This window comes from Microcoleus sp. B3-D7, from assembly GCF_036705305.1.
Taxonomy (GTDB): domain Bacteria; phylum Cyanobacteriota; class Cyanobacteriia; order Cyanobacteriales; family Microcoleaceae; genus Microcoleus.
Window position 1 is genome coordinate 26,762 of the sequence record NZ_JAUBUE010000021.1, and the last position, 22,967, is coordinate 49,728.

At 46.1% G+C, this 22,967-nt stretch carries 19 protein-coding genes; 10 read left to right on the forward strand and 9 right to left on the reverse strand.

Features of this window, described 5'->3' with window-relative positions; translation table 11 throughout:
- Nucleotides 1–82: 82 nt before the first annotated feature.
- Together QUB25_RS15765 and QUB25_RS15770 are read right to left on the reverse strand one after the other, a co-directional pair.
- On the reverse strand, nt 83–1,540 hold the full coding sequence (locus QUB25_RS15765) for a sorbosone dehydrogenase family protein (protein WP_333184043.1): 1,458 nt from the start codon (nt 1,538–1,540) through the stop codon (nt 83–85).
- A gap of 245 nt (nt 1,541–1,785) precedes the next feature.
- The gene (locus QUB25_RS15770; protein ID WP_333184045.1) at nt 1,786–2,286 is read right to left on the reverse strand and encodes an autotransporter; all 501 of its coding nucleotides are present in this window, start codon (nt 2,284–2,286) and stop codon (nt 1,786–1,788) included.
- A gap of 673 nt (nt 2,287–2,959) precedes the next feature.
- Here QUB25_RS15770 and QUB25_RS15775 point away from each other — a divergent pair.
- Nucleotides 2,960–3,595: a L,D-transpeptidase gene (locus QUB25_RS15775; RefSeq protein WP_333184046.1), complete on the forward strand. Its 636-nt coding sequence runs from the start codon at nt 2,960–2,962 to the stop codon at nt 3,593–3,595.
- Nucleotides 3,596–3,793: 198 nt separating this feature from the next.
- Here QUB25_RS15775 and QUB25_RS15780 read toward each other — a convergent pair whose 3' ends face one another.
- A complete protein-coding gene (locus QUB25_RS15780; protein ID WP_333184048.1) occupies nt 3,794–5,662 on the reverse strand; it encodes a tetratricopeptide repeat protein in 1,869 nt (622 codons plus the stop codon).
- Nucleotides 5,663–7,022: 1,360 nt separating this feature from the next.
- Between QUB25_RS15780 and QUB25_RS15785 the strand changes: the two genes are divergently transcribed.
- Nucleotides 7,023–7,946: a hypothetical protein gene (locus QUB25_RS15785; RefSeq protein WP_333184050.1), complete on the forward strand. Its 924-nt coding sequence runs from the start codon at nt 7,023–7,025 to the stop codon at nt 7,944–7,946.
- A gap of 218 nt (nt 7,947–8,164) precedes the next feature.
- On the opposite strand, the gene QUB25_RS15790 is transcribed toward QUB25_RS15785, so the two are convergent.
- From QUB25_RS15790 to QUB25_RS15815, 6 genes are all read right to left on the reverse strand, one after another.
- Complete coding sequence (locus QUB25_RS15790; protein WP_333184129.1) at nt 8,165–8,371, reverse strand: PAN domain-containing protein; 207 nt, start codon at nt 8,369–8,371, stop codon at nt 8,165–8,167.
- A 4-nt stretch (nt 8,372–8,375) separates the two neighbouring features.
- Nucleotides 8,376–8,525: a HEAT repeat domain-containing protein gene (locus QUB25_RS15795; protein ID WP_333184132.1), complete on the reverse strand. Its 150-nt coding sequence runs from the start codon at nt 8,523–8,525 to the stop codon at nt 8,376–8,378.
- Nucleotides 8,526–8,531: 6 nt separating this feature from the next.
- Entirely contained in the window at nt 8,532–9,398 is an 867-nt protein-coding gene (locus QUB25_RS15800; RefSeq protein ID WP_333184052.1) for a HEAT repeat domain-containing protein, read from the reverse strand.
- Nucleotides 9,399–9,589: 191 nt separating this feature from the next.
- Complete coding sequence (locus QUB25_RS15805; RefSeq protein WP_333184054.1) at nt 9,590–9,838, reverse strand: type II toxin-antitoxin system MqsA family antitoxin; 249 nt, start codon at nt 9,836–9,838, stop codon at nt 9,590–9,592.
- A 13-nt stretch (nt 9,839–9,851) separates the two neighbouring features.
- The gene (locus tag QUB25_RS15810) at nt 9,852–10,202 is read right to left on the reverse strand and encodes a DUF5615 family PIN-like protein (RefSeq protein ID WP_333184056.1); all 351 of its coding nucleotides are present in this window, start codon (nt 10,200–10,202) and stop codon (nt 9,852–9,854) included.
- Nucleotides 10,199–10,462, reverse strand: a complete 264-nt coding sequence (locus QUB25_RS15815; RefSeq protein ID WP_333039059.1) for a DUF433 domain-containing protein — start codon at nt 10,460–10,462, stop codon at nt 10,199–10,201. The genes QUB25_RS15810 and QUB25_RS15815 overlap by 4 nt, the downstream gene beginning before the upstream one ends.
- Nucleotides 10,463–10,489: 27 nt before the next feature.
- Between QUB25_RS15815 and QUB25_RS15820 the strand changes: the two genes are divergently transcribed.
- From QUB25_RS15820 to QUB25_RS15855, 8 genes are all read left to right on the forward strand, one after another.
- Nucleotides 10,490–11,302: an ABC transporter ATP-binding protein gene (locus QUB25_RS15820; protein WP_333184058.1), complete on the forward strand. Its 813-nt coding sequence runs from the start codon at nt 10,490–10,492 to the stop codon at nt 11,300–11,302.
- A 168-nt stretch (nt 11,303–11,470) separates the two neighbouring features.
- Nucleotides 11,471–12,208, forward strand: a complete 738-nt coding sequence (locus tag QUB25_RS15825; protein ID WP_333039061.1) for an ABC transporter ATP-binding protein — start codon at nt 11,471–11,473, stop codon at nt 12,206–12,208.
- A complete protein-coding gene (locus tag QUB25_RS15830) occupies nt 12,205–13,065 on the forward strand; it encodes an EamA family transporter (RefSeq protein WP_333059531.1) in 861 nt (286 codons plus the stop codon). Before QUB25_RS15825 ends, QUB25_RS15830 begins: the two co-directional genes overlap by 4 nt.
- A gap of 193 nt (nt 13,066–13,258) precedes the next feature.
- Entirely contained in the window at nt 13,259–17,074 is a 3,816-nt protein-coding gene (gene cobN / locus QUB25_RS15835; RefSeq protein ID WP_333184060.1) for a cobaltochelatase subunit CobN, read from the forward strand.
- An 84-nt stretch (nt 17,075–17,158) separates the two neighbouring features.
- Nucleotides 17,159–18,931 carry a hypothetical protein gene (locus tag QUB25_RS15840; RefSeq protein ID WP_333184061.1) on the forward strand — a complete coding sequence of 591 codons (1,773 nt, stop codon included), beginning with the start codon at nt 17,159–17,161 and terminating at the stop codon, nt 18,929–18,931.
- Nucleotides 18,932–19,206: 275 nt separating this feature from the next.
- Nucleotides 19,207–20,127: an NAD(+) kinase gene (locus tag QUB25_RS15845; RefSeq protein ID WP_333184063.1), complete on the forward strand. Its 921-nt coding sequence runs from the start codon at nt 19,207–19,209 to the stop codon at nt 20,125–20,127.
- A 161-nt stretch (nt 20,128–20,288) separates the two neighbouring features.
- Entirely contained in the window at nt 20,289–20,774 is a 486-nt protein-coding gene (locus QUB25_RS15850; RefSeq protein WP_333184065.1) for a hypothetical protein, read from the forward strand.
- A gap of 169 nt (nt 20,775–20,943) precedes the next feature.
- Nucleotides 20,944–22,920 carry a carbamoyltransferase gene (locus QUB25_RS15855; protein WP_333184067.1) on the forward strand — a complete coding sequence of 659 codons (1,977 nt, stop codon included), beginning with the start codon at nt 20,944–20,946 and terminating at the stop codon, nt 22,918–22,920.
- Nucleotides 22,921–22,967 lie beyond the last annotated feature (47 nt).

The following is a 22,967-nucleotide window of genomic DNA, read 5'->3' on the forward strand; positions in this document are numbered from 1 at the left end:
AATAGTGAAATTATAAAAGAAGATCCATTGTTGATTCAACAAAAAGTAGACGGTGGTGAAGAATTTATTAATCCCCCCATCGTCACCCGCGATACTGCACCCGATAAATCCGGTTGTTCGCTTCCTCAGTAAACAGCAAACTCCCGTCAGGTAAAACCAGCAAACCAACAGGCCTCCCCCAAGTTTTCGGGCCAGACGGATCTGTGAGAAAACCAGTCAGAAAATCCTCATAATAACCTTGAGGGCGTCCGTTCGCCGCATTAAAAGGTACAAACACGATTTTATAACCAGTTCCAGCGTTCCGGTTCCAACTGCCGCGAAACGCCACAAATGCCCCGTTCAGGAATCTTTTGGGAAACGTTTTGCCGTCGTAAAACTGAAGCCCCAAAGCGGCCGAGTGCGCCTGAAACAGCACGTCCGGCGTTAATGTTTTAGCTGCTAAATCAGGTCGATCGCTATTGCCATTTCTGGAGTGGCGCGGGTCGAGCAAATTCGGCTTAAAATAAGCGTAAGGCCAGCCGTAAAACTCGCCTTGACGAATCCTTGTCAAGTAATCCGGCACCAAATCATCTCCCAAACCGTCGCGTTCGTTGACCGTCGTGTAGAGTTGATTGGTTTTTGGGTGAAAATCCAATCCCACCGGATTTCGCAAACCGGAAGCGAAAATTTGCTGGTTCTTGCCATCCAAATTCATCACTTGAACAGAGGCCCTCGGCAGCGGCTCCACATCGGCATTAGATTGCGAGCCAACTGATACGAAGAGCTTGCTATTGTCGGGGGAAACGACAACATTTCGCGTCCAGTGTTGGTTGTAGCCGCCGCCCGGTAAATCGGCAATTTTTTGACCAGTACCTGTCAATTGTTCCTGCCCTTTCGTGTAGGGAAATCGGCGGACTTCAGCGGTATTTCCGAGGAAAAAATAGCGATCGGCAAAAGCCATACCAAAGGGAATATTTAACCCGTTTTGGGCACTTGCAAAAGTCTTGCGAACCTCAGCAACGCCGTCGCGGTTGGCATCCCGCAACAGCGTAATCCGATTCTGCCGGGTTTCTGTTACCAAAACATCGCCTGTCGGCGTCAAAGCCAGCCATCGCGGAGCGTCTAAATTGTCAGCAAAAACGTTGACGACAAAGCCAGGAGGGACTTGCAGCACTGGCGATGCGGGAATCGGTACTACTTGAGGAGGTTTTGAGGCGCTATCGCTGGCTCCTGGCTGCGGCAAAGTAGTTGCAACAATACGGATTGGCTGCGGCGAAAGCGGTTTGGTCGGTACAATTTGATTTGTCCCAACATTTGCCAGCGGTGCACGGGAGGGAATTTGCGACAGGGGGCCGTTGTCGCCCACAGCAGGCGCGATCGCATCTGTAGCTCGATCGCACGCCATCATCGGCAACAGCAGAATTAGCAGCAAGAAACGCAGGTAATACATAGCAGCGGTTTCTCCACAATTGCTGGACAATTCTATTATTCTAACTGCTATTAAATCGCTAAGCCACCGCCGGCGCGGTGGCTTAATTCCATTTACTGATACCAGTTGCAAAAAAGAATCCAACTGTAGGCCGGTGCTCCAAAGTTTGAGCTCGATCAGTCAATCGATTTTAGGTTTTAGATTTTAGATTTTAGATTGAAGAAAGCGACCCCACTGATAACTCCGAGGGCTTGCGATCCGGATTCGAGCTTTTTTCTCGCTCCGCGAATGAATCACGGGGCTTGTGACCACATTGCTTTTGGTCATTCACAATTCTCTAATCGAAAATCGAAAATCTAAAATGGTATAACCTAGCTCTACCAAAGTCCTCTCACAGGAGCCGGACGGGGAGCCGGAGCCGGAATCGGACGGGGAGCCGGAATCGGAGCCGGAGCCGGAGCCGGACGAGGAGCCGGACGCGGTGGCGGTTCGGGAGCCGGACGTGGTGCCGGTGCTGGGGTTGCGGGACGAGCAACTGTTGTGGCTACCACCTTATAATCGGGGATCACCGCGATATTTTGTATCTGAGATCCGGCGACGGTGGCTCTGACTTTCATTCCCGGTACTAGACCAATAATTCTCAGGACGCATCTTTGAACCCTGAGAGTCCTGTACGGCGCGCTTTCTTCGCGAATAGTTACTACGTCGCCGACAATACTTTTGACAAAACCGACAATGGTTCTAGCGTTTGCTGTTGTGGTGGTTTGCGTTTGGGCTATTTGAGTTGCAGGGTTAGCCATCGCAGGATGTACTGAGACCGCCGAAATTACCACCGACAGTGTTGCACCTGTCAATAATTTGATGTTCTGAAGACGCATTGAAACCTCACATTAACTGCTATTCAGGGTCGGGTTTGCTTCCGCTGCGCGAAAGTCCCAACCTCTATACCTAATCCAGTTTAATCCCCAGAGTAGGAAATTTATGACAATCTCAAAAAAAGATTATCGAACAAGTATTGAAAGACTAAATTTTACATCATAAGTTCCCGATTTACAACAAGTTCAGCGGTTTGCATCTCTAGAGTGTTGCCGTGATATATTGAGTTTATTCGATCGACCGTAGCAGTTTTTTTCCGCCAACCTAACTGTTGCTGGGGCCAACTCTACCCAAAGACAGATTGTGCTTGCCGGATACAGCAGCGCCATAGTTTGAATACTCGATCCCCAGTCGGTCATGGCTAAAAAATCAAATTAGTCGGAGGTATAATTTAATCATTTTCTGGCAATATTTACGCATAAACCGGGTTTTATCACGACATTCTCTTGCGTAAGTCCACTGAGCCGCTTATAAAAACCTTGTTTTTTTCGTACTATTATTGCCTAAGCTTTGTGTTGAGTTACAAATAATCAGTGGTGGAATTTCAACTAAAAACTGTGCAGCGCAGTTGCCGTCAGAAAGGCATCTCAAAATTTTTATGATCGGGTGCGGTTGGCGGATAATTGGATAGGAACTTTGTAGGAACTGCTGGTGAGGAGTTTAGCGAACAAAACAATGGTGAAGAGCAAATTTTTGTTTGACAAGTTAATTGTACTGAGCTTGAGTGCAGCGGCGCTGTCGGTCGCCCTACAGCAGCAGGCGACTGCCGAAGTGGTGGCTAATTCAAGTAATAGTGCGATCGCGGCGCAGCGGCCCACATCCGAGACAAAATTGCCGAATCTCGGAACCCCAGAACTGCCGCCCCTGGGAGAACCATTTCGTTATATTCCCCAGGAACTAAAGCCTGCGGTAAATCCTATTGAGGAAGTGCGTTTAGTCCTGAAATTGCGAGAACGCCGCGTCTATGTTTACCGACAAAATAAGGTGCAAGCCAGTTTCCCGGTTGCTGTGGGAAAAGGCGGGTGGGAAACTCCTACAGGCAATTTTAAAGTTATGCAAATGATCAAAGATCCAGTTTGGCAAAATCCTTGGACGGGAGAACTTATTCCTGCTGGGCCAGACAATCCATTAGGGAGTAGGTGGATGGGGTTTTGGACGGATGGCAAGAATGTGATTGGTTTTCACGGTACTCCGAATCCAGAGTCGATCGGGGGGGCGGCTTCTCACGGCTGCGTCAGAATGTTTGATAAAGACGCACAGGCTTTATTTGAGAAAGTCGCAGTTGGCACACCGGTGATAGTTGAGCATTAATTATTTGGAGGTTGGGGTGCATAAAAACACATGAACAGGCAAGATGCCTGTTCCACAAAGACTTAAATTTGGTTGTGGGGTGGGCAGGAGAGCCCGCCCATGAAAGACTTATTGATAATGCAGCTATTGGGTGAGTTAAAACTTACATTTTGCACCCCTCTCAGCAACAGGCGTTCCGGCCTGTTCCACAACAAAGAGTTAAATAGATTGCTGATATTTTTCCAGCAACTCCAGAATGTAATCGTAGCCGTCAACACCGATCGCCGGAATGATATTCGCTCGACTTTTCGCCAAAGATTGTTTAAAAGATTCCGCCCCCATTTGACCCCGCAAAATTGTCAGCAAACCAGCCGATTGACGCCACTCCATCGCACCAATTTGCTCCAAAGTATACATCCCCAAACTGCCCGCAAATATCGCTTTTTCTAGTGAGTTGATTCTGTAATAAGCTTGAGCCAAGTAAGCCAAATTCAGACCTTGCAAATATAAATCCCCTGAGAATTGAGCCGCTTGCCAACCTTTGAGCAAATACTCGATCGCAGCTTCAGCATTTTCCAGGGCGATTTTAGCAAGACCGAGACTGCTGGAACAAAAAGCTTGACTTTGGCGATCGCCCAATTTTTCCGATAGCAACAAACCTTGTTCCAAATAACCGATCGCACTCTCGTAAACCTCCGGTTCCACCTCCTCCAACTGCCGCGCTTGAAACACTTCACTGTAACCCAAATTAGCCAGAGCATTTGCCTCGCCTTGTCGCTCTCCGGCTTGTCGTGCCATAATTAAAGCCCGCTGGCTGTAATTAATCGCTTCCTGATAATTTTTTTGAGCAACATAGTTGCGGCTGATGTGATTGAGATTGGCAACTTCGCAAGCTTTGTCTCCTTCGGTACGGGCAATTTCCAGTGCTTGCTTGTGCAGCAAGATCGATCGCTCGTAGACCCCAGCCGCCTGCATCGAATAACCCAAAAGCGTCAGAATCCGAGCTTTCGCTTGAGTGCCTTCAACTCGGCGCAGCGGTTCGTCTAAATAATCCAAAGTATGCCGCAGGGCTTTACCATCAAACGAAGCAAAAATTCCCCCGTAAAGCGGAAAATATTCTCGCTGAGAAAAAGCGCGCAAAATTTGCAAAGTTACTTGAAAACAAGCATTTGCCAACTGCTCGCCGCTCTTGGTAGAATTATTAAACCCACTAGCTAGCTGACTCCAAATTACCGCAAAAGTAATGTAAGTAGAAATTGAAGCTTTTGTTGACACTTTGGAATCGTAAACTTGCTTATCAAACCATGTCGCCAACGCGCGCTGCAAGCACTGCAAAATAATCGCCGCTTCCACCAATATGCCTAAATCTAAACTCGATTGCTGGGCTGCGAATTGAACTACAGATTCACCGATCGCAATAGTATTCAAAAGAGCCTGGGGAAAGGGACTGTTAACTTTTTTTGCCCAAAAAGCCCAAGGCCCATTTTGTTCGGGACTACCGGCAAATCCTAGCTGCTGCGGTTGATAAATCCAGCCCACGAGTTCCGGTTCCAACCGCTGCCAAGATTCTAAACCTTTAGCGATGCCGGCGGTGATTTGCTGCAAATCTTGTTCGGTTTCGGGATTTGCAGTTTGCAGCATTTGTTGGTGCAGAGATTTTGCCAATTGCTGCAATTGAGCAAGAGTCAGCGGATGTTCTTTATTCGGATCGATTACTTGCAATAATGCCAGGAGACGGGCATTAGATTCGGCAGTAACGATTTGTTGGATTGAGGATGCAATTGCGCGATCGACGCGGTTATCTTTCTGCCAGCGTTCCCATTCTCCTTGGATGGTTTTGAGAGCTCGGAGGGTGCGATTTGCCTTTGCTTGTTTGATTTCGTCTTTTTCATTTCTGACTTGATTTTCGGCGGCATCAAGGCGTTCGCCGAAACAGCGTTCAAAGATTTCGCCAGTACCCGTACTAATGTCTTGCACCAGCATTTGATAAACTTGTTCTTTGGAGCGAATTTGACCTTTGAGGGTGATTTCGACAATTTTGTCGATTAGGGCTAGGTAGCGATCGCGAAATGAGGTAGATTCAGGCATAAGTTATTTTTAGTTAATAAATTTTTATGGACAGCGCTTGCAGCTTGCACCATTTCATGCTGCTACTTAATTTTACAGCTCATCTGGATTAATGCCCATTGCTCGCAGTCGATCGGCTAATGGATTTGCCCGCTGCCTTTCCAATTGAGCTCGCTGTCTTGGAAATGCTTCTGCAGTCCGAGCTAAATTGCCATTAACATCATACTAGCGCAGCCACAACCTCTGATCTTCCAAGAAAGAACCTTACCACAAACCAAAACTCAACTTTATTTCCAGTATCCAGAATCGAACACCTGTTAACACTTGTTCGCGGTAAAGGTTGCCAACTCAGCGAAATACTCTCAATTAGTTGTTGTATTTGCTAAAAACCAAGTAATAACGAATCTTCAAAATTATCTCGTAAATCTGCCACTTAGTCTGCGGTTTGTTTGGTTCCGATTCTGTCAGCCCCAAATCTGCATCTTCCCTACCTAGTAACAGAAATTAGATGGCGATTAAAGGAGTTACGGCTTCGTCCCCAATGGCGTAACTTTGGCGCAAGTCTCTGTCTCGGCAAACTCTGAAAACATGGACAACTAAATACCAATCGGGTCTTTTGTACCAATTGGGAGGATTGGAGTCGTAGTAGAGATTTATATCGCTGACAGAGAATACGCGATCGGCTAGATAATTAGGGAGAAAGCAACTATATCAAAAATTTTGTGATTGCCAAGGTGATATTCGTCAGGCAAGCCTGGGAGATTCGAGCCTTCACTTGGTAGAGCGTACATCGTCAGCAGCACTTTTGTTTGCGTTGGGCGAATCTGTTATGTACATTGTTATACAATTATCCCTGCGAGATGTTAAGGAGATTCAGGCGGTATGGTAATTCTTACCATTATAACGCGATGTGATTTGTCGTGGCAGAACGTCGCTATCCTTTGCACCGGAAATTTTTGCTAAATAACGATGCTCGCCCACACCTTTTCTTAATAAATATTCTCATTTTGCTCTGACGGTCGGTTTGAGATTTTTTTGGAGAGCTATAACGTATTTTAGTATGTAATGCAGGTAACATTTTTAAGTGCAATCGCTCAATTTTTTGAGTTTGATGCTGCGCCGAATTCGAGCGACCAAAAAAGATGACGACTGGGAATAACAACAGGTTGACATAGATGAGGTATTTGTAGTATGGTAGGTGGGATCATTTATTGCACATCTGCCACCCAATATCTGCGACACAATTAGTTGTGGCTCTGCCGACTTTTTTGTGAGTACAGAAGCCGTTTTCGGTCAACGCTTAGACGGCTACACCAAAACTCAATTAAGACTCTGTTAGTATATTTACTGTTTACATCTACTGATTTTGAGGTAACAAACAATGAAAGACTTAATAATGGGTTATGCAACCAACTGCAAATTCGATGATTTCTACAGGTTCGTTGTATCCACTCGTCAGCATTGTGATCCAGACAAAGTTGATATTGTTGTGTTTATTAATGCTTTAGGAGATGAGTTTGCAAAGGTAGCTCTAGAAAAAAATATCACCCTTATACCAATTGAAAATGTGTGGAAGTGGGTTACTAGCTCAAAGCTCCTAAATCTCATCTATCACGCAAAGATGGTGGGACTGCAAGCTTTAATTCGACTAAGTTCAGGGTCTAACCGTACCTACTTAGAGGAGGATTATAGGAGTACGGTTGCCAATTGGATTCATCCACTAGCAGGTCGGTGGATTACTTACCATACATTCCTTAAGGTTAACTCCAGTTATCGAATGGTTATGACTTCAGATGTGCGTGATGTTGTTTTCCAAGCTTCTCCCTTCGATGACTTAGACTCTAGTAAGCTTCACGTTTTTGAAGAAGCAGGTATTTATTTTGGGCCGCCCACTCCAGAAAATGTAGATAGTGAATGGGTGAATGCTGTTTATGGAAAAACAACTCTTGAAAAACTGTTGGGAAAACCTATACTCTGTGCAGGGACAGTATTAGGAGGAAACCATCTCATGATGCAATTAATTGAATTAATGGTGGTGGAGGCTGAACGCCATCGTCGTAAGCCTCTAGATCAAGCAATGTTTAATAAGGTGATTAACTATGAATTTCCCAGTAACCAAACGGTCAAACATAATTTGAAGAGTGGTGCCGTCCTCACACTGTGTGGAGATCATGAGAAATGTTGGGATATTCAGGATGACAAAGTGATGGTTGACGATCGCCTTGTTCCTGTTATACATATGTACGATCGCGATTCTCGGACTAAGGAATTATTTCTCAGCAAGATTCCAAGTCCACAGAAGTAACCTGTAACCGGATTTGCTTAGGAATTATCTAACTGGCTTACCTTAATCGGACTCTGCGATTTTCTCAAGTCTTGGTTTAAAACCCGTGAACGGTTACATCCCTGCTATTCTATTCGATGAAATTCTGTAATTGCTTCTGATGTTGAGTTAAACTTCCCCGTGGGGGGAAGTTGAGCTTAAACAGGGAAACTTTAATAACATTCCGCTTTCGTTTTTCTTTAACGCCTTGGTTTTACACTAGAAATCCTGCCTTCTCTCCGACTTGGCGACGGCACACCATTCTTGAAATAACACCAAGCTCGATCGCCCTCAACTCCCGGCCTCACCAAAGTAAAAGCCTGACATTGTTCATCAAACGCACCGATTTGTTTGCAAAGATCCGGGTCAGGTTGGCTAATGTACATATTGCTATAATCAGCGCCGATTCTGTCAGTATTTAACTCTAAATTTCACCTTGTCAACAGCCACTAGCTGCGGCACAACAGTTTTAGCTTCTGCACAAATTTTATTCAAAGCAGAGGCTGCACTACTACGCACATTTGAATTGGAGTCTTTCAGCAAGACAATTAGCTGCGGCAGTGCAGTTTAAGCTTTTGCACGGATTTTATTCAAAGCAGAGGCTGTACTACTACGCACATTTGAATTGGAGTCTTTCAGCAAGACAATTAGCTGCGGCAGTGCAGTTTTAGCTTCTGCACCGAAACTTCCCAAAGCATTGGCTGCACTACTACGCACAGTTGCATCTGAGTCTTGAAGCAGGGAAATTAGCTGTGGCACAGCAGTTTTAGCTTCTGCACCCATCCTTGCCAAAGCATAGTCTGCACGGCTACGCACCTTTGCATCGGAGTCTTTCAGCAACAGAATTAGTTGCGGCACAACAGTTTTAGCTTCTGCACCCATCCTTCCCAAAGCATTGGCTGCACGGCTACGCACATTTGCATCGGAGTCTTTCAGCAACAGAATTAGCTGCGGCACAGCAGTTTTAGCTTCTGCACCCATCCTTCCCAAAGCATAGTCTGCACGGCTACGCACAGTTGCATCGGAGTCTTTCAGCAACAGAATTAGCTGTGGCAGTGCAATTTTAGCTTCTGCACCAACCGACACATCTGAGTCTTTCAAGGTTTTGACAAAAGCAGGAATAGCAGGAAGAGCAATTTGTCTTAGAACCTCAGCAGCACTTTGGCCGACTGACAAATTCTGATCCTGCAAAGCTTCCATCCAATCAGGGATGGCTGGTTCACCTATTTTTCGTAACAGCTTAATAGCTGGATCAAGTGCCGTTTCATCGTTACTCTTTAACTTCTCGGTGAGGGAGGCAATCTGTTTGGGAGTAGCTGTGGGTTCGTCCTTAATTCCAGCCGCAGCATTGCGAGTTAACAGCAAAGGGGATGTGAAAGATAGAAACGAGAGGGCAATTACGGCAACTAATCTTTGTCGGTAGTGCTTCGTCATGGGCCAGAATCCTTGTATTTGATGAGCCGTATCAGCCATTTGAATAATTGTGTATACATTCTCATCAAACTGTTTCAGGACTCCGGGCGATCTAAATTTGTGCTTGTCTGTTGTGAAATCGATCGCCCTAAATACTGCTTAAAAACCGCTACTTTCAGAAGATTCTGGTTCTTCCCTTGAAAAACCCTTCTTTACGTGTAACTCTTGCTGGGAATTTGAATATACGAATCCGGCATTTCATTCTGGTGGTGAATCGCAAAGAAACGGCGCTCAATTTCTTTGAGAACTGCTGCATCATAATAAATCATGCCACAATCAACACAAATCTCTACAGGCGTGTTAGGAACTAGCAAGTATTTACCTTGATGGCTGTAAAGGTAATTGATTCTACGTTCCTCATACCGGTTGTTACCGCAGGTATTGCATCGAATTTCTCGCATGGGTCTATCCTCATTATCCCGGATTTCGGATTCTCAATAGACCTAATTCCTCAGTGATAATAGCACCTGACTGGAGTTCTTGTCCGTGAAGTGCGATCGCCTGCAAGCAAACTTCTGCTTGCTGTCTCGCCGCTAGATTAACTAAACGGATAATCCCGCAGTGAGGTACGCCTCGGACTATTGCAAGTTCGCCAAAATCTTTGTCTAAGGTTACTAGAATACGACCCTCATTATATGCACGAGAAAGAATCTCTTCGTCGCCCGGATCTTCTGGCCAATCTCCCGTCCATATTGCATCATGTCCCGCGATTTCGAGTTGTTGGCGGGAGCCGCCCCAAACACAAGTATCCAAAAGAATTTTCATTTGCCAGCTTCGGCCAAGAGAGGTTCGATACGCTCGTGACTAACCAGTCGGTGAGCATAAACTAGACAAGCCTGAATATCTTCTCTTTCTAGCCAGGGATAGCCTTCTAGAATCGTTTCAGGAGTGTCGCCTGCAGCTAACATTCCTAGAATATGCTCAACTGCAAGACGGCGACCCCGAATAATGGGTTTTCCGTTAAATATCTTGGGATTTACTGTGATTCGTTCTAAGAGTTTTTGAGCATCCATAATTTGAGGCATAATTAGATAATCACTATTTTATATTTGATGATTTCCGAACCCCTTACCCCCTCAAGAAACAATCCTGTTTTAGCAGCCAAAGGATTAACCCGTCGTTTTGGTGGTTTAATTGCTGTAAACAACGTATCTTTTACAGTTGAAAAACACGAAATTTTTGGATTAATCGGCCCTAACGGCGCGGGCAAGACAACTCTATTTAATCTAATGACTGGACTGATACCTGCTTCTAGCGGCAACCTTATTTATCAAAATGAAAATATTTCCCAATTGAAGCCTTATCAAATTGCTAATAAAGGTATTGCCAGAACTTTTCAAAATATCCGGTTGTTTGGGGAACTTTCTGCTGTGGAAAATGTGGCGATCGCGCGACACATCCACAGTCGATCGGGAAATCCAGTTTTATCGGTGCTGGCGGGGATTTTCGGCTTGCCAGCATCTAACGCAATGGAACGCAAAACCCAGCGAAAAGCCTTAGAATTGTTGGATTTAGTCGGATTGGGCGATCGCGCGGGCGAACAAGCCAAAAACTTGGCCTACGGCGACCAGAGGCGCTTAGAAATTGCCCGCGCTTTAGCCTTAGAACCGCAAATACTCTTGTTAGATGAACCGGCAGCAGGGATGAATCCCAGTGAAAAGCACAAATTAAGCAAATTTATCCGAGAAGTACGCCAACAATTCAATTTAACTGTAATATTGATCGAGCATCATGTACCGCTAGTTATGGGGTTGTGCGATCGAATTGCCGTCTTGCATTTCGGTCAGCTTATTGCTTTGGGAGAACCTGCTGTTGTGAGGAATGACCCGGCGGTAATTGAGGCTTATTTGGGAGATGAAACGTAGAAATTGTAAATGTTTCCCGGCTCAGGCGGGGAACGAGTACAATTAATAGTTAGCCTAAAATGAATCTTCCAGCCCTCTTAAGAGTAATTCAGCTATGAGCCTGGTTTCAACCCCTGGAGGACTGCTGGAAAAGAGACAGTTTGGTCATCAAAAATCAAGTCACAAAAAATGCAACATAGCCCACCCAAAACAACCCAAAACATCCTCTTAGAACTCAAAAATGTTTCTGTAAGTTATGGGGGAATTCAAGCCATACAAAATATTAATCTCACGATTAATGCAGGCGAGGTTGTCAGTCTCATCGGTGCCAACGGTGCGGGCAAAAGTACCACCCTGAGAGCGATTTCTAAAATAGTTAATTTGCGGCAAGGACAAATTATTTATAGCGGGCGCGATATTAGCCGCCGCCAAGCTCACGAAGTTGTGAAATTGGGAATCGCGCACAGTCCAGAAGGGCGGCGGGTTTTGGCGCAGCAAACGGTGTTGACTAACTTGGAATTGGGGGCCTATATTCGATCGGACTCGGCGGCAGTAAAAGCCGATTTAGAGCGCCAATTTGAGATATTTCCGCGCCTAGCAGAAAGGCGCCGCCAGCTAGCAGGAACCCTCAGCGGCGGGGAACAGCAAATGTTGGCGATCGCCCGTGCTCTGATGTCGCGCCCGAAACTGCTATTATTAGACGAACCCAGTTTAGGCTTAGCACCCGCGATCGTCAAAGAAATTTTTGCAATTATTCAAAACCTCCGCTCCACAGGCGTTACAATTCTCTTAGTCGAACAAAACGCCAGTTTAGCACTGCAAATTGCCGATCGGGGTTACGTGCTAGAAGCTGGTAATATTACCCTCACAGGTATTGGAGCGGATTTGCTAAACGACGAGCGAGTCAGGAGCGCATATTTAGGTTGACTTGGTTAATTTTTGGAATTTTGAGTGCTTTCTTTGAAGCCGTCAAAGACGTTTTTGGCAAACAAAACCTCAAAAAAAGTGACGAATATGTCGTCGCTTGGTCTTTCTCATTTTTTTCAGTCATCTTTTTGATTCCCTGGGTACTTTATACAGGAATTCCGGCATTAAACTCTCAATTTTGGCTCGCCCTCTTAATCGGAGGTAGCATCAACGCTGTCACAGCCCTCCTCTACATCAAAGCCATCAAAGTATCAGATTTATCCCTGACACTACCGATGGTAGCTTTGACACCTTTATTTATGTTGGTAACTTCACCGTTAATTGTTGGTGAATATCCCAAATTATTTGATTATATTGGCATTTTACTAATCGTAGCAGGCTCTTATTTATTAAATATCAAAGAGAAATCTAAAGGATATTTAGCCCCATTCAAAGCACTGCTGGATGAACCCGGGCCAAAATTGATGTTAATCGTCGCATTACTATGGAGTATTGCCGCAAATTGTGACAAAATAGGAGTTACCAATTCCTACCCTATTTTTTGGGTATTCTCTTTGTTTGGTACAATGAGTGTTTTGCTACTGCCAGTTTTATTGCACAAAACCCCAAATCCAGGGCGACAAATTCTCAAACAATTACCAATGCTAGCTGCTATGGGGTTTATCAATGCTACTGGAATAATTTTTCAAATGCAAGCTTTGACCTTAACTTTCGTAGTGCGAGTGATCGCGATTAAGCGTACTAGCGTGTTAATGGGTGTATTGTTCGGTCATTTCATTTTTAAGGAAAAAGATATTCAAGAAAGATTATTAGGGGCCGGAATCATGATTTTGGGAGTTTTATTTATCAGTTTATAGGTTGAGATTTTCGGGACTTTGACGCTCATTCTCCCCCCGAATGTAGGGGCGGTGTCCCCGTGCCCGCCCTTTCTCGGTTGGGCGGGGATGTCCGGGTTGGGAAACACGCCCTAGCCTTTATTTATGTATAAGTCATGTTATAGTAAAGGCGATCGCACTTTATCTCACTATTTATTAAAATAAAAAAAAATTAATGCACAAAATAGCAGCCACACCCGGAGGTTGGAACCCTCAATCAGAAGGAGTAATTTTTATTCAGCAAACCCCAGCACCAATAGTATTTATTAGTGCTGCTGACACCGACATTCAAACTCTCGCAGCCGCCGCATCCAAAATGCCGGCAAAATTTCCCAAAGTGCGCGCAGTAAACCTGCTTCAGTTGCAGCAACAACTAACAATTGATACTTATGCCGAGGAAGTTTTAGAACGCGCCGAGGTCATAATCTTAAGACTTTTAGGAGGGCGTTCTTATTGGTCTTACGGGTTAGAAATCCTGCGAGAAACTGTGCATAAAACTAACGCATCACTGATTGTAATGCCGGGAGAAGACAGCCCCGATCCCGATTTAATCAGCCATTCCAATGTATCGCTGTCAGCAGTCAATCAACTTTGGCGCTATTTCACAGAAGGCGGAGTCCAAAATTTTGTTAACGCACTCAAATTTGCAGCCGATACTTGCCTGAAAACTGCTTACAATCCACCGCTACCTCAAACAGTTTCCCGCGTCGGAATTTACGATTGGAAAAAGCAAATTGAATCGTCCCCAACTTGCGGACACGGGGACATTACTTCTACATCTAAAGTCGGAATTTTATTTTATCGCGCTCATTATTTATCAGGAAACTTAGCACCAATTGATGCACTTTGTCAAGCTCTAGCAGAGCGAAACTTAGTATCAGTTCCCGTCTTTGTGTCTTCTCTGCGGGAACCAGATTTGCAAATAGAATTACTAGAATATTTCCAACCTAAAGAATCAGAATCCATTCAATTATTGCTCAACACCACAAGTTTTGCAGTCTCGGGTTTCAGCAGTCAAGAACCGGCACAAAACAGCTTAAAATCCTTAGACGTTCCCGTATTGCAAGCAATCTTCAGCGGTGGCGGTTTGGAACAGTGGGAAACGGAACTTCAGGGACTTTCGCCCCGGGATGTGGCGATGAATGTAGCATTGCCGGAAGTAGACGGAAAAATCATTACTAGGGCTGTTTCTTTTAAAGCGGTACAGACTTGGAACAGCGAATTAGAAACAGATGTAGTAGGCTATGTAGCAGCGGGCGATCGCATTTCATTTGTAGCAGATTTAACCGCTAATTGGGTGAAAATGAAACAAACCCCAGCCGCCAACAGACGCATCGCCATAATTTTAGCAAATTACCCCACCCGCAACGCCCGCTTAGCCAACGGTGTCGGCTTAGATACGCCCGCTAGCTGTGTCGAAATCCTCAGAGCTATGCAGCAAGCTGGCTATAAAATTGAAAACATCCCCGCTAGCGGCAACGAGTTAATTGAACTCCTGACTTCTGGCGTGACAAATGACCCGGAAGGACGCGAATTGCGGCCTGTTCATCAATTTTTGGATTTGGCAGAATATGAAGAATATTTTGCTACTTTGCCACAGGAAGTGCAAGATGGGATTTGTAAAAGATGGGGGCTTCCGGGAAGCTATGCACAAGATTTTATAAGTAACAATACGTCTTTTCCAATTCCGGGGATTCAGTTCGGTAATGTATTTGTAGGAATTCAACCATCGCGGGGATACGAACTTGACCTCGCATTAAATTATCACGCACCGGATTTAGAACCAACTCACAATTATCTAGCTTACTATTACTGGCTGCGAGAAAACTTTGGAATTGATGCTATAATTCATGCCGGAAAACACGGCAATTTAGAATGGCTTCCCGGTAAAAGTATAGCATTGTCTAACAAATGTTATCCAGAAGTAGCATTAGGCGCAATGCCGAATTTTTATCCCTTCATTGTCAACGATCCGGGGGAAGGTTCCCAAGCAAAAAGACGATCGCAAGCCGTGATTATCGACCACCTGACACCGCCGATGACTCGCGCCGAACTCTACGGGCCTTTGCAGCAGTTGGAAACCTTAATTGATGAGTATTGCGAAGCCCAAAGTTTAGATCCGTCCAGATTGCCCATGATTCGCGATCGCATTCTCGCCCTCACCAACAAAGAAAACTTAGATAAAGACTTAGGAATACAACTAAATAAATCGGAATTTACAGAATTTATCACTCGCACAGACGGCTATCTTTGCGAACTCAAAGAATCCCAAATTCGCGACGGATTGCACATTTTTGGGCAGTGCCCCGAAGGTAGACAGTTGAGAGATTTGATAATTGCGATCGCCCGCCATCCGACCAACGGGCGATCGGGCTTAACCCGCGCCCTAGCACAAGACTCAGGCTACGATTTCGACCCCTTAACCTGCGATCCAACCTCGATAATTCAGCACCGCACAGCAGGCGATTTAACAGCAGAACTCGAAGAAAAAGCCGTTGAATTAGTAGATAACTTAATCGAAAATATCCGCGTTCATCCGCGTTCATCTGCGGTTAAAAATATCCAAAAAGGAGAAGCAACCCAACAAGAAATAGAGTGGATAAACAACTATATTTTACCTTCACTTCTCCAAACAAACCAAGAAATTACCAACCTTTTGCGCGGACTAGATGGGCGGCACATACCAAGCGGCGCATCCGGCGCGCCCACTCGCGGCAGACCAGATGTATTGCCCACCGGCCGCAATTTTTACTCAGTAGATATCCGTGCCATTCCCACAGAAACCGCCTGGAGAGTTGGCAGAGTTGCTGCTGAAACTTTAATCGAAAGATACACTCAAGAAAACGGCGAATATCCGAAAACTTTGGGTTTGTCAGTGTGGGGAACATCCACCATGCGGACGGGGGGAGACGACATCGCCGAAGCCTTGGCGCTGATAGGAGTTCAACCAGTTTGGGATGGGCCTTCGCGCCGGGTTGTAGATTTTGAAATCTTGCCAGTTTCTGTTTTGGGGCGGCCGCGCGTTGATGTTACTTTGCGAATCTCTGGCTTTTTCCGCGATGCTTTTTTTAATTTAATTGATTTGTTTGACAGTGCAGTAAAAGCTGTGGCAGATTTAGACGAATCGGCAGAAAATAATCCTTTAGCAGCACAAGTTCAAGCAGAGATTCAGTATTGGGAATCTACAGGTTTGAGTCAGGAAGAGGCGCAAGGGCGATCGCAATTTCGAGTCTTTGGTTCAAAACCGGGTGCTTACGGCGCAGGGCTTCAAGGCATAATTGAAGCTCAAAACTGGACAGACGACAGCGATTTAGCAAAAGCTTACATTAATTGGAGCAGTTACGCCTATACCTCCTCTAGTTCCTCAAATTTGCCGGGAGATGTAGCAGGAGTTAAACAGAGTGAATGGGGATGTTCTGCACCCGAAGCATTTGAAAAACGCCTCGGCCAAATGCAAATAGTTCTGCAAAACCAAGACAACCGCGAACACGACATCCTCGACTCGGATGATTATTATCAATTCCAAGGGGGAATGACGGCCGCAATTCGCAATTTGCAAGGCAAAAATCCTGAAACCTATTTCGGAGACAATTCGATTCCCGAAAATCCAAAAGTGCGGCAACTGAGAGAAGAAATTGCGCGCGTTTATCGCAGCAGGGCTGTGAATCCCAAATGGATAGAAGGTGCAATGCGACACGGTTATAAAGGCGCGTTTGAAATTGCAGCAACTGTTGATTTTTTGTTTGCTTACGATGCTACGGCAAATTGTGTAGAGGATTTTATGTATGAAGGAATCGCAGAGGCTTACATTTTTGATGAGAAAGTGCAGACATTTATTCAAGAAAACAATCCTTGGGCACTGCGAGATATGGCGGAAAGATTGCTAGAAGCTCGTCAGCGGGGGTTATGGCAGAGTGCAAACCAGGATACACTGGATAAATTGAGGTCGATCGCCCTGCAAGCCGAAGCAGTCATCGAATCCCATACATAAATACTCAAAAGTCACCATCGCCGCTGCAGACCAATGGTGGCTTGCGGTAATATCTATTAATGTTTCGCGATCGCTGAAAGCTTTATGATTCGCCGCTACATTGCTAGCATCAGCACCAGCATCTTAAAACGTACCTGTGCCGCAACCGCCTTGCTAGCCTTAACTTTGGGATGTTCGTCTACCAAGCCGCCCAACACCGCAGCGCCATCGGGTTCGATCGAATCCGCAGTCTTAGCGCAGTCCCCAACCTCTCTGTTAGCCCGAAACCCCAACAAATCCAACAAATCCAAAAAATCCGTCAGCGTTTCTTCATGCCCTCAAAACGATGGCTTCACCGAGGCAGTTAACTTTGCCACCCAAGCTTCTAATTTGGCTCAATCAGCCAATTCAAAACAAGACTGGGACGAAGTAGCCGCCCTGTGGGTGCAGGCCGTCGCCTGGATGCAAGCCGTTCCCGCCGGCAGTCCCAGACGGGCGTTTGCGGAGAAAAAAGTAATCGAGTACATGAGAAACCTGGTTTATTCTCAGCAGCAAGCGACCGCAACCCGATCGCAAGCCAGTACAGTCAGCTTCAGCAGCGATTTGCTCAACGAACAACTCGAACTTTACCTATCCTACGTTGCTGCGGTCGGGCCGCCAGATGTTTTGATTGTCGGTAGTTCCCGCGCATTGCAGGGCGTCGATCCCAAACAGCTAAAACAATCTTTGGCCCAAAGGGGCAGTCCGAGCTTAAAAGTATTTAACTTTTCAGTCAACGGCGCAACTGCACAAGTAGTTGACTTTCAACTGCGGCGGCTTTTGAAGCCGGAGCATTTGCCTCAAATGATTGTCTGGGCGGATGGTGTGCGGGCATTTAACAGCGGCCGGGACGATCGCACTTTTAATTCGATCGTCGATTCTGAAGGCAGCCAACTTTTAGCAGCAGGCATTCGCCCCGAACTGGAGTTGGATGAACCCAACGAGATTCCGCTGTGTTACAGATTCCCGCAGCCCTGCGCTAACAACACTTTCCGCAAAGCATTGGCATCTGTCGATCGACCTTTCAGGGGCGGGCAAGATGCCCACCCTACAATCAAATTCCCGTCCAGTGGAACAGGCATCGTGCCCGTTGCTGACACCCACCCTACACTCAAATTCCTGTCCAGTGGAACGGGCATCTTGCCCGTTGCTGACACCCACCCCCCAATCAAATTCCTGTCTAGTGGAACGGGCATTTTGCCCGTTGCTGACACCCACCCCAAAATCAAATTCCTGTCTAGTGGAACGGGCATCTTGCCCGTTGCTGAGAATGCTGCAAGATATGATTTAAAACCGATCGCAGCGAATGCAGCAACCCAAAAAGCACAATTGATTCCAGTCTCGCGACGCACAACAGTAGCCATCAGACAACTCAACCAATTGGCAGATTCGATCGACTCTAACGGATTCATGGCTATGTCGGGCACTTACAACCCCAACACTTATTATCGAGAACGTGCTTACGTTTCAGGCCAGTACGATCGCGACTACGAAAACTTTAACCTCGGAGGCAAACAAGCAACAGCCTTTAATTCAGTTGTAGCATTTACCAAAGCTCGCAAAATTCCCCTAATTTTCGTCAATTTACCCCTCACCAACGACTACTTAGACGGAACTCGCCTGCGGGCAGAACAGCAGTTCCGGCAGCGAATGCAGCAACTCTCGCGGCAAAAAGGCTTCGCTTTCCGCGACTTGTCGCAGCGGTGGCCGGGCCGTAACGACTATTTTTTTGACCCCAGCCACCTCAACCGCTTTGGGGCGATCGCAGTTTCTCGCCTACTCGCGGCCGATTCCAGCATTATCTGGCCACGGCCCAAATCCAGCCGCAGCGAGGGGTGAAGGAAGAAGGAAGATGTGGAAATGCAGTCATAATAATATTTATTATTCCCGGCTTTCTTTTTACCAGGATCTGCCTGGTAACGCAGATCCACAGGCTCTGCCTCGCAATGCTCAAAAATAGTTTAAAATCTAACCTGATGTCCAAAACCAATTTGTGCGCTCGAATATTTTAAGATATTTCACTCAGCCTAAAATCTAACAATCAAAAATCCAAAATCCATAGATTGTGAGCTCACTCTAAAATCTAACAATCCAAAATCTAAAATCGATAGGTTGTGCAACTAAAACAAGTAATTATCGCCCACAAAGCCAGAGATACCCTCAGCCAGCGGTGGGCAGAACAGTGTGCCCGCCAATTAGAAAGTCGCGGGTGTCAGGTTTTAATGGGGCCCAGTGGCCCGAAAGATAACCCGTATCCGGTGTTTTTAGCTTCTATTAACAGCCCAATTGATTTAGCGGTAGTGCTGGGCGGCGACGGTACTGCCCTAGCTGCGGCGCGGAATTTGGCGGCTGACGGCATCCCGATTTTGGCAGCGAATGTGGGGGGACATCTGGGCTTTTTAACCGAGTCTTTTGAGGATTTCCAAAATACTGAGGATATTTGGGACAGACTTTCGGAAGATAGGTATGCTGTGCAGAAGCGGATGATGTTGCAGGCAACAGTTTTTGAGGGAAACAGAAGCAATCTCGAACCCCAAAGCGATCGATTTTTGGCACTAAATGAAATGTGTGTCAAACCTGCTTCAGCCGATCGAATGCCGAGCTGTATTCTAGAAATGGAAGTTGACGGCGAAGTAGTCGATCAGTATCAAGGCGACGGTTTAATTGTGGCAACTCCCACCGGTTCGACTTGCTACACCGCATCTGCCAACGGGCCGATTATGCACTCGGGAATGGAGGCGATCGCAGTTACTCCAATTTGCCCTTTGAGTTTATCCAGTCGGGCGATCGTACTCCCGCCCGGTTCAGTCGTCAGCATTTGGCCTTTAGCAGATTACGAACTCAGTACCAAACTCTGGACAGACGGCATTTTGGGTACTGCAATTTGGCCGGGACAGCGCGTAGACGTGCGGAGGGCAGACTGCGAAGCCCAGTTTATCATTTTGCGGGAAAACTATTCTTATTTCAACACTTTGAGGGAAAAACTTCACTGGGCAGGAGCCAGAATTCGGTACAGCAACAATCACCGCAATTAATCCGAATCATCCACCATGAAACTGCATTAACCCCTAGGACACGTAAGCGTGAAAAAACCTGTTAAATCACCAACAATCTAGATACAAAAACCGCCATCAGCCAACCCATAATCTCTGTACTTTGTTAAGATCGCTCAATATCTTGACAAACAGCCTGATCTATGCAGATTTTTAAAAAATCAACCCGACCTTTCAACCCTCAAGATACATATCCCTGTCCCGTGTGCCGCACCGGTCAAATTTCCACCCTAGCGATGATGGACGCCCTAGCTTGCAACTTCTGCCAGCACATTTATACCGCAAGCGTGGAAAGACAATCGCTCCAAATGGCCGATCGCCAACCGCCCGTAACTTGGCACTGGAACGGCAAACAGTGGATAGGAGCCCACCTCGAAGGCGTAGAATTCGGATGGCCCTACTTTGCAGCGGCTATTGGTCTAATTTTCCTTCCCACTACCTTGCTCGGACTTTCAGCTTACTATTTTCCCCCGGTTCCCGGCAGCCGGTTGTCGTGGCTGCCCGTAGCTTGGACAGGCTTAGCTTTTTTGTCGCATTTAGGCATTGTCCTGTGGTTGGTAGGTGAATTTTATCAATTCCCGCTGGTTACTTACTTCAGAGCTTGGGGGCGCAGGATTAGCCGGCGCTAGCTTAAATGCTCTCTAACAGCCGATCGCCCTCCGGCGGCCCACCGACATCGATCCCGGTAAAATTAGAGGCGATCGCAAAATTCAATTCCCAATCAGCACTGAAACAGCTATAATCGTTAGCTATTCTAAATAGTCAAAAGCAAACGCATTGCGATTTGTGAGGAGAGCGATGAACATACTTGGAATCTCGGCGTACTATCACGACAGCGCCGCAGCCTTAATTCGCGACGGAGAAATTATAGCAGCAGCGCAGGAAGAAAGATTTTCCCGCAAAAAGCATGACGCCAGATTCCCTAAGAATGCGATCGCTTATTGCTTGAAAGAAGCGAAAATAGATTTGCGGGAACTCGATCACATAGTCTTTTACGACAAACCTTTAGTCAAATTCGAGCGCCTTCTCGAAACCTATTTAGCCTACGCACCCCAAGGTTTTCGCTCTTTCCTAGCAGCCATGCCGATATGGCTCAAAGAAAAGCTTTACCTCAAAACCATGCTCAAAAGAGATCTGGCAGCAATAGCAAACTGCAAAACGAATAAACTGCCATCTCTGCTATTTACCGAACACCACCAATCGCACGCAGCATCGGCATTTTTTCCCAGCCCCTTTGAAAAAGCAGCCGTTTTGTGCCTCGACGGCGTGGGCGAGTGGGCGACAACCTCGGTTTGGTTGGGAGACGGCAACGAACTTACACCTCAGTGGGAAATTGATTTTCCCCACTCCTTGGGTTTGCTTTATTCAGCTTTCACCTATTACACCGGCTTCAAAGTCAACTCTGGCGAATACAAACTCATGGGTTTAGCACCTTACGGCGAACCCAAGTATGTAGACAAAATTCTCAACTATTTAATCGACCTCAAAGATGACGGAACTTTCCGTTTGAACATGGATTATTTCAACTATACAGTTGGCTTAACCATGACAAACAAGAAGTTTGACGAACTGTTTGAAGGGCCTCCGCGTCAAGCTGAAGGAAAATTGACACAGCGGGAAATGGACATTGCAGCTTCCATTCAAGTTGTTACCGAAGAAGTTGTTTTGCGGCTTTGCAGAACAGTTAAGAAAGAATTGAATGTCGATTATCTTTGTCTTGCCGGCGGCGTTGCTCTCAACTGCGTTGCTAACGGTAGACTCTTGCGGGAAGGTATTTTCAAAGATATTTGGATTCAGCCGGCGGCGGGAGATGCTGGCGGTGCTTTGGGCGCGGCTTTGGCGATTTGGTACCAGTATTGCGAACAAACTCGCACTGTGAGCGCCAACTCGACAGCAAATAGTAGAGAATCCCTCAAAACTGAACTTGTGACTACAAACGCAGCGGTTGAGGAGAGGAGTGAAGTTCTCACTGCCAACCAAGCTGTGGCAACTTTGGCGAAGTCTGTTGCTCATTTAACTTGTCACGATCAAATGCGCGGCTCTTATTTGGGCCCGAGGTTTACTGACGCAGAAATTCTCGAATATTTGGATGCTGTCAAAGCTAGCTATCACCGATTGGACGATGCCGAATTAATGCCGCAGTTGGCTGAGATTTTGGAACAGGGAAATGTGGTGGGATGGTTCCAAGGGCGGATGGAATTTGGGCCGCGGGCTCTGGGCGGTCGATCGATCATTGGCGATCCCCGCAGTGCTAAAATGCAGTCCGTGATGAACCTGAAAATTAAATATCGGGAATCATTTCGACCTTTTGCTCCGTCAATCTTAGCCGAGCGAGTTGCGGATTATTTCGAGATTGACCATTCTAGCCCTTATATGCTATTAGTAGCACCTGTCAAGTCCAGTCTCCGTATTCCGATGACTCCCGAACAAGAGCAGTTGTTTGGCATTGAAAAGCTGAACATTCCGCGCTCGGAGATTCCGGCTGTCACCCACGTCGATTACTCGGCTCGCATTCAAACTGTTCACAAAGAAACCAATCCTCGCTACTATGACTTAATCAGTCATTTTGAAGAGCGATCGGGCTGTTCTATTGTGGTAAATACTTCTTTCAACGTCCGAGGCGAACCCATTGTTTGCACTCCAGAGGATGCTTACCGCTGTTTCATGCGAACCGAAATGGACTATCTGGTTTTGGAAAATTACTTGCTTCCCAAGTCCGAACAAATTCCTTGGAAACAAGATGATGCTTGGAAAAATGAATTTGAACTAGATTAGTCATTAGTTATTAGTTATTAGTTATTTGTTGGAACGAATAACTAATA

Coding starts and splice junctions, on each gene's coding strand:
- QUB25_RS15810 (WP_333184056.1), bottom strand. CDS start 10,202: ATGAAAATTCTTTTGGATACTTGTGTTTGGGGCGGCTCCCGCCAACAA.
- QUB25_RS15785 (WP_333184050.1), top strand. CDS start 7,023: ATGAAAGACTTAATAATGGGTTATGCAACCAACTGCAAATTCGATGAT.
- QUB25_RS15855 (WP_333184067.1), top strand. CDS start 20,944: ATGAACATACTTGGAATCTCGGCGTACTATCACGACAGCGCCGCAGCC.
- QUB25_RS15770 (WP_333184045.1), bottom strand. CDS start 2,286: ATGCGTCTTCAGAACATCAAATTATTGACAGGTGCAACACTGTCGGTG.
- QUB25_RS15800 (WP_333184052.1), bottom strand. CDS start 9,398: ATGACGAAGCACTACCGACAAAGATTAGTTGCCGTAATTGCCCTCTCG.
- QUB25_RS15780 (WP_333184048.1), bottom strand. CDS start 5,662: ATGCCTGAATCTACCTCATTTCGCGATCGCTACCTAGCCCTAATCGAC.
- QUB25_RS15805 (WP_333184054.1), bottom strand. CDS start 9,838: ATGCGAGAAATTCGATGCAATACCTGCGGTAACAACCGGTATGAGGAA.
- QUB25_RS15850 (WP_333184065.1), top strand. CDS start 20,289: ATGCAGATTTTTAAAAAATCAACCCGACCTTTCAACCCTCAAGATACA.
- QUB25_RS15820 (WP_333184058.1), top strand. CDS start 10,490: ATGATTTCCGAACCCCTTACCCCCTCAAGAAACAATCCTGTTTTAGCA.
- QUB25_RS15775 (WP_333184046.1), top strand. CDS start 2,960: ATGGTGAAGAGCAAATTTTTGTTTGACAAGTTAATTGTACTGAGCTTG.
- QUB25_RS15840 (WP_333184061.1), top strand. CDS start 17,159: ATGATTCGCCGCTACATTGCTAGCATCAGCACCAGCATCTTAAAACGT.
- QUB25_RS15825 (WP_333039061.1), top strand. CDS start 11,471: ATGCAACATAGCCCACCCAAAACAACCCAAAACATCCTCTTAGAACTC.
- cobN (WP_333184060.1), top strand. CDS start 13,259: ATGCACAAAATAGCAGCCACACCCGGAGGTTGGAACCCTCAATCAGAA.
- QUB25_RS15815 (WP_333039059.1), bottom strand. CDS start 10,462: ATGCCTCAAATTATGGATGCTCAAAAACTCTTAGAACGAATCACAGTA.